The following is a 6,282-nucleotide window of genomic DNA, read 5'->3' as shown; positions in this document are numbered from 1 at the left end:
CCTCTGGCCGAACGAATCCCGGATTCACCTCGCGAAGGGCTTGGAAGCTGCGAATCATCAAGCCGGAGCAAACGAGAAGGACGAGGGCGGTGGCAATTTGAAACACGACGAGCGCGCTTCGTGCCCGATGGCTCTCGCGACCCTCGCTCGACCCGCGGCCGCCTTCCTTCAGCGCCGAGGTGAGGTTCCTGCGTCCGTACTTCAGCAGAGGAAACAGTCCGAATAGAAGCCCGGAGAGGAGTGAGATCCCGAACGTGAAAAGGAGCACGTTCTCGTCGAGCGCGATCTCCTGAAGCCGAGGAATGCTCGTGGGGCCCATCGTGAGGAGCAGTCTGAGCCCTGTATAGGCAAGCCCGAGCCCGACCGTGCCTGCGGTGAAGGCAAGGGCGATGCTCTCGGAGAAGATCTCGCGGGCGAGCCTGCGCCGGTTCGCTCCGAGCGCCGTTCTCAGCGCCATCTCTTGCTGCCGTCCGTCCGCTCGCACCAGAAAGAGGTTGGCGACGTTCGCGCAGGCGATGAGAAGAACGAGTCCCACCGTTCCGAGAAGCACCCAGAGCACCGAGCCCACATCCCCCACGACATCCTGCTTGAGAGGATGGACGTTCGGCCCGAACTTCGCTTCTCGGAGCATTTGGAGCGTAAGGCCCTCGGGGTAGCGCTCGGTCGACAGCGGGATCATCCGCTCGAGATCGGCATTGGCCTTCTCGATGCTTACCCCGGGTCGCAAACGGGCGACACCCTGATAGCTGAAGTTTCCCATGAACAATTCGTTCGGATCGAACTGGAAAGGAATATAGAGGTCGGGGTCATATCGTAGAAACCGCAGGTTTTCAGGCATGACGCCGATGATTTCCCGCGTCGTTGCGTCCACTTCGATCGTCATCCCGAGTACATCATCCGTGCCGCCGAGGCGCCGCTTCCAGTAGGCGTGAGAGACGATGACGGTCTTCGGGCTTTCAGGGGCGTCGTCCTCAGGCGTGAAGGTACGCCCCAGTGCGGGCCGAATCCGAAGTAGCGGAAGGGTTCCATCGGTAACCCACATCGCCTCGACCTCTTCCGGTTCCTCGAGGCCCGTGACCGAGGCCTGCCCGTCGTCCCACAGGCCGACGTCTTCGAATACGTGATTTTCGTCCCGATAAGTGAAGTGGAGGGCAGGGGATTGGTTTACGTTATCGAAGCCGAGGCCGGGGGCTCGGTGCCAGACGCCTACCAGAGCGTCCGGGTCCTCGAAAGGTAACGGTTTCAGGAGCACGCCTTCGACGACACTGAAGATGGCGGCGTTGGCTCCGATCCCGAGTGCGAGCGTCACCACCGAAACGGCGGTGAAGAGAGGGGAGCGGGCTAGACGTCGAAGGAGCTGACGAGCCGATGTTCCCGAGGCCCAAGCGTACATACCTTCCCAAACGAGGAGGATTCGGTCCGGGTTCCAGAAATCACGAGGATTATCAAGAATCCTGGGGGGGCGGGCCAGGCCCGGTCGGGTGAGCATCGTAATACTCCCGACACTCTTCCTCCCGGCCACGAACCACCCGACGGCCCGCGAGGGGTCCCCGGGTCTCGGTCACGACCGTGGACTGGCGCTCCGATTGTCCATCGTCCAGGTAAAGCACGACCCAGTCGTCCGTCTTCCCCAGTTCGTGCGCACGGGCGGTGTTGGAGAAAAGGGCGGTGTAATGCCGGTCCCCGTGAGCGGTGTGAAGGATGGGAAGCCACGGCTTCCGCTCCGGGTTGAAGCGCCTGGGAGCGATGCGCCTCAGCGTACCCGCGGAAGCCTTGTCTCGATAGACGCGATCGACCTCGAGCAGCTCGGCAACTGGGGGCGGCGATTTCGCCTCGCGAGTCGAACGCCACGTACGGCGCCCCAGCCGGCCTGCCAGAGATTCCGCAATCGCCCGCAATCGTCTCGGTCCGAAACCTCGAACCCGTGCCAGCCTCCCGTCGTGAGCGGCAGACTCCAGCTCTTCGAGCGTCTCGATTCCGAGCTCCTCGTGGATCTGCGCCGCCAGGCGCGGACCGATGCCGGGCACCGTGGCGAAGAGCACCTCGGGTGTCGCTTGGCCACGAAGGCGTTCGAGGAACTGCAGCCCACCGGTCTCCAGGACCTCGGCAATCGCGCGGGCGAGGCTCTCGCCAATTCCCGGAAGACTGGCCAGGCCAGCGAGACCGCTCGTTTCCAGGATGTCGAGCGCCCTGGACTCGAGCGTGCGAAGCGTCTCCCCCGCTCGGCGATAGGCCGCGACCCGAAATCGGTTGGCGTCCTGCGCCTCCAGAAACTCGGCCACCAGGTCGAGGATCTGCGCAATTTCTTCGTTGGTGGGTGCTTCCTGCGTCGCGCGCAACACCATACCCCTCTCCGCAGTCCCAACTCGGAAGGTTCATCGTTGTTTGGCTCGGGCAGTGGCTTCCACTTCCCGCATGGCCCGAAGCGTATTCTGCCCGAGCACCTTCTCGATGTCCTCGTCCGAGTATCCCCGCTCCATCAGCCCTCGCACGAGGTTCGGAATCTTGGAAACGTCCTCCATGCCCTCGGGAAGCAGGTCGCCGACCCCGTCGAAATCCGAGCCCAGGCCGACATGGTCGATCCCCGCCACACGGACCGCGTGATCGAAGTGATCGAGAAGGCGGTCGAAGGAAACCCGGCCGAATCTCGCGATGCGCTCGGCATTCACTTTGCGAATCTCGACGGCGAGGCGCTTGGGATCGTCGGCATTGTCGGCGGCGACGGCCGCTGCCCTGTCGTCCAGATCTCGGGCTTCCGTGCTTCGAAGGCGGTAGTCCTCGTCGAGGTAAGGGTTGTAGTAGTTGATGTGAACGACGCCGCCGTTCTTGGCGAGCGCCGCGAGCATCTCGTCGGACAGGTTGCGGGGATGTTCGCTGAACTTCCTCGCCGACGAGTGGGAGGCTATCACCGGCGCCTCCGACGCCTCGAGAGCGTCGAAGAAGGTCTCGTCGGAGACGTGAGAAATATCGACCAGCATCCCCAGGCGATTCATCTCGCGGACGATGGCTTTGCCTTCGTCCGTCAGTCCGTGCGAGCGCGGCGGCTCCCCCGAGGAATCCGCCCACGGAGTATGGGTGAAATGGGTGAGGGTCATATATCGGGCGCCGAGCTCGTAAAGGGATCGGAGCACGGCGGTGCTCGAGTCGATGACGTGACCACCCTCGATCCCGATCAAGATCGCAATCTTCCCCTGATGCTTGGCCCTTTCGATCTCGTCAGCCGTCGTGGCGAGAACGAGGTCCGCCGGGTGGCGAGCGACTTCGAGCCGAACGGCGTCTATTTCTTCGAGGGCACGGCGGATCGACTCCAGGGGCGTCAGCCGACGTGAGTTCGGATTCGTGGCGAAGAACATCGCGGTGACACCGCCCTCTCGCATTCGTGGGATGTCCACTTGCCCGTCGTCGTACCGTTTTGCGAGATCGATACCTTCCTCGAGAATTCGTTGCGTCGTGTCCGAGTGCAGATCGATGACGACGGCGCGGTCGAGGAGGCGTTGGACGCGGTGGTCGTCGACGCGCTGGCCGGCCGAAGAGGTGAGCGCCCCCGTAAAACCGATCATTGAAGCGAGGGCGAAGAGTCTTTTGCCTCTCATGTCGTACCTCCCGCCAGAGGTTACTTTCTTCGGCGCGTGTGAGACAAGGCGCCTCCGGCCCAGCTCTCTTCCAGCGGTCGAAAGTGAAGGACCGCCGTATCCGCGCGTTCTTGTCTGGCATCCATATGTCGGGACGGCGAAGTGAACCTAGCGCGAATCGATACCCGGGCTACTCTGAAAGACTGCGAGAGGCGCATCTTTTCGCTTCGCGCGGATCTACCTGCGGCGAGGAGCCTGCTCGTTGCGATTTCCGGAATCGATGGGTCAGGCAAAGGCTATACGAGCTCCTTGCTCGCCGAATATTTGCGAGCTCGAGCACTCAGCGTCGCCGTGCTGAACATCGACGGTTGGCTCAATCTCCCCTCCGTCCGCTTCCGCACCTCGAGACCTCACGAGCATTTCTACCGAAACGCCATCCGCTTCGACGAGATGTTTCGCAATCTCGTGCTTCCATTGCGGGATCGGAGGTCCGTTCGCCTCGAGGCCGACTTTGCCGAAGAGACGGCGAGCTCGTATCGACGACACCTATACGCTTACGAGGACGTCGACGTCATTCTGCTCGAAGGGATCTATCTGCTGAAACGCGAGCACCGGCATCACTACGACCTGTCCATCTGGGTGGAGTGCAGCTTCGAGACCGCCCTCGAACGTGCCATCACGCGCTCTCAGGAAGGACTGACCCCGGCCGAGACCGTGCGAGCCTATCGAACGATCTACTTCCCCGCGCAAGCGCTTCATTTCGCGGTGGACGGTCCTCGCGACGCGGCGGACCTCGTCGTGCTGAATGATGCCGAACTGGACTGACTAAGGCGTCGTCGAAACGGGACTTCGACTGCACCGAGGGAGGTCCTGCCACGCGTTCTTCGTCTCCTCCTTCTGAGAGGTAGTTTCCGACTCGTCGCGTCGGTACGATCTGAACGCGAAGGCGGCGCTCTACGCCGAGGCGGGCGTTCCCGAGTATTGGGTTTTGGATCTCGTCGACCGTGAGCTCGTCGTGTTTCGATCGGCTCACGAGGGCGGCTATCGGCACCGCGTCACGCACCGCGCCGGCGAACGCGTGGCTCCGGACGCCTGGCCAGATGTCGTGATCGACGTCGGTGAGCTTCTTCCTCCCGACGATCCTTCCTGACGCTACCAGCCCATAACGTAATCGCTCTTGGCGGGGCTCACGCCACCATGGAACACGCCCGTCTCGGGATCGATCAGGACCATCTTCACGGCTCCCGCGCCCGAGGGAGCCTGACGATAGGGCTGCTGGAGGGGGACGACTTCGATGCGATGCCCTCTTTCGGCCAGGTCCTCGGCGACCTCCTTCGCCAGCACCTCGGGCATCGTCAGCATGCCTCTCACCCGACCCGGGAACATGGAGGCCGCGAATGACGTGCTGGTCACGGTGGGCGCCTCGACGGCCTCTTGAACGTTCATGCGGAAATGCACGACGTTCAGAAAGGCCTGGAGCATGGCCTGGGGCTGATTGTCTCCCCCCGGTGTGTTCCAGGCGAGGTAGGGCTTGCCATTCTTGAGAGCGAGCGCTGGATTGACAGTATGCCGGGTGCGTTTTCCGGGCACGAGAACGTTGACGTCTTCCGGGTCCAGACTGAAATAGGGCATGCGGTTGTTCAGAAAATATCCACCACCCTCTACCGCCATGCCGCTTCCGAAACCGGAGTTGACGCTGTGAGTCACCGACACGAGGTTTCCGTAACGATCGGCGATCGAGAACGAGGACGTCTCGCCGTCCAGCTCCTCAGGCTCGGTCGGCCGTTCGATCGGCTGAGCTCCCTCCGCGTACTCGACTTCGAACCCTTCGTGCACTGCCGCCATGCGAACCGGGTCCCCGGGAGGAGCCACGACCATCGCTCGGTCGGGACGAATCAGCTCTCTTCGTTTGCGCGCGTAGTCCTTCGACAGCAGACTCGCCACCGGCACGTCGACGAAGCGCGGGTCGGCAACGAACCGGTTTCTATCGGCGAAAGCGAGCTTCATCGACTCGGTGACGAGATGGACGTAGTCGGTCGTGTTGTGTCCAATCGACTCCAGCTCGTAACCCTCGAGGATGTTCAAGGCGATGAGCATGACGATTCCCTGCGAGTTCGGCGCGCTCTGATAGACGTCTAGCCCGGCGTAGGTCGTCATGATGGGCTCGGACTCCTCGGCCTCGTAAGAAGCCAGGTCCTCGTAACGAAGCAACCCGCCTTGCGCCTCGTAGAATGCTCCCGTCAGGCGCGCCAGAGAGCCCCGGTAGAAGCTCTGCGCTCCCTGGCGCGCGATCGTTCTGAGTGTGTCGGCCAGATCTTCCTGCACGAAGATCTCGCCGGCTTCGATCGGCCGGCTCTTTGGCATCAACACCCTTACCGAGCTGGGAAAGGATGAGATCTTCTCCACGTTGTTTCGGTGATTCTCGGCCGCCCAGTGATCGAGAGGATGTCCTTTCGCCGCTTCGATCGCGGGCGCGAGGAGCTTTTCGTAGCCCATGGTTCCGTACCGCCGCAGCGCGAGGTCGAGACCACCCACCATGCCCGGTACGTCCGTCGAGTAGGGACCCGAGTCCGGGATCTCGCCGAGCTTTTCGTAAATCTCGCGGGTAGCGGCTGCCGGAGCGGGCCCCGTCCCGTTGACGAAGACGACCCGGTCTTCTTCGGCCAAATAGGCGAGAAGGAATCCATCTCCTCCAATGCCAGCCTGGTGC

5 protein-coding genes and 1 pseudogene are annotated in these 6,282 nt (G+C 62.6%); 2 read left to right on the top strand and 4 right to left on the bottom strand.

Annotation, left to right across the window (positions count from 1 at the left end; translation table 11 throughout):
• The 3 genes from VEK15_06835 to VEK15_06825 form a co-directional block, all read right to left on the bottom strand.
• A partial coding sequence (locus VEK15_06835; protein ID HXV60389.1) for an ABC transporter permease occupies nt 1-1,393 on the bottom strand: 1,393 nt, incomplete at its 3' end.
• 52 nt (nt 1,394-1,445) lie between these two features.
• The gene (locus VEK15_06830) at nt 1,446-2,345 is read right to left on the bottom strand and encodes a helix-hairpin-helix domain-containing protein (GenBank protein HXV60388.1); all 900 of its coding nucleotides are present in this window, start codon (nt 2,343-2,345) and stop codon (nt 1,446-1,448) included.
• 30 nt (nt 2,346-2,375) lie between these two features.
• Nucleotides 2,376-3,593 carry a dipeptidase gene (locus VEK15_06825; protein HXV60387.1) on the bottom strand — a complete coding sequence of 406 codons (1,218 nt, stop codon included), beginning with the start codon at nt 3,591-3,593 and terminating at the stop codon, nt 2,376-2,378.
• A 141-nt stretch (nt 3,594-3,734) separates the two neighbouring features.
• On the opposite strand from VEK15_06825, the gene VEK15_06820 reads away from it, so the two are divergent.
• Both VEK15_06820 and VEK15_06815 read left to right on the top strand, forming a co-directional pair.
• Nucleotides 3,735-4,397 carry a uridine kinase gene (locus VEK15_06820; GenBank protein ID HXV60386.1) on the top strand — a complete coding sequence of 221 codons (663 nt, stop codon included), beginning with the start codon at nt 3,735-3,737 and terminating at the stop codon, nt 4,395-4,397.
• A gap of 88 nt (nt 4,398-4,485) precedes the next feature.
• Nucleotides 4,486-4,722: pseudogene (locus VEK15_06815) on the top strand (Uma2 family endonuclease).
• A 2-nt stretch (nt 4,723-4,724) separates the two neighbouring features.
• Here VEK15_06815 and VEK15_06810 read toward each other — a convergent pair.
• Nucleotides 4,725-6,282, bottom strand: a 1,558-nt coding sequence (locus tag VEK15_06810) for a gamma-glutamyltransferase family protein (protein ID HXV60385.1), incomplete at its 5' end; no start/stop codon positions are given.

The sequence above is a fragment of the Vicinamibacteria bacterium genome (assembly GCA_035620555.1).
Classification (GTDB): domain Bacteria; phylum Acidobacteriota; class Vicinamibacteria; order Marinacidobacterales; family SMYC01; genus DASPGQ01.
The sequence above is the reverse complement of the archived record's forward strand: the minus strand, read 5'-3'. Positions and strand labels throughout refer to the sequence as shown.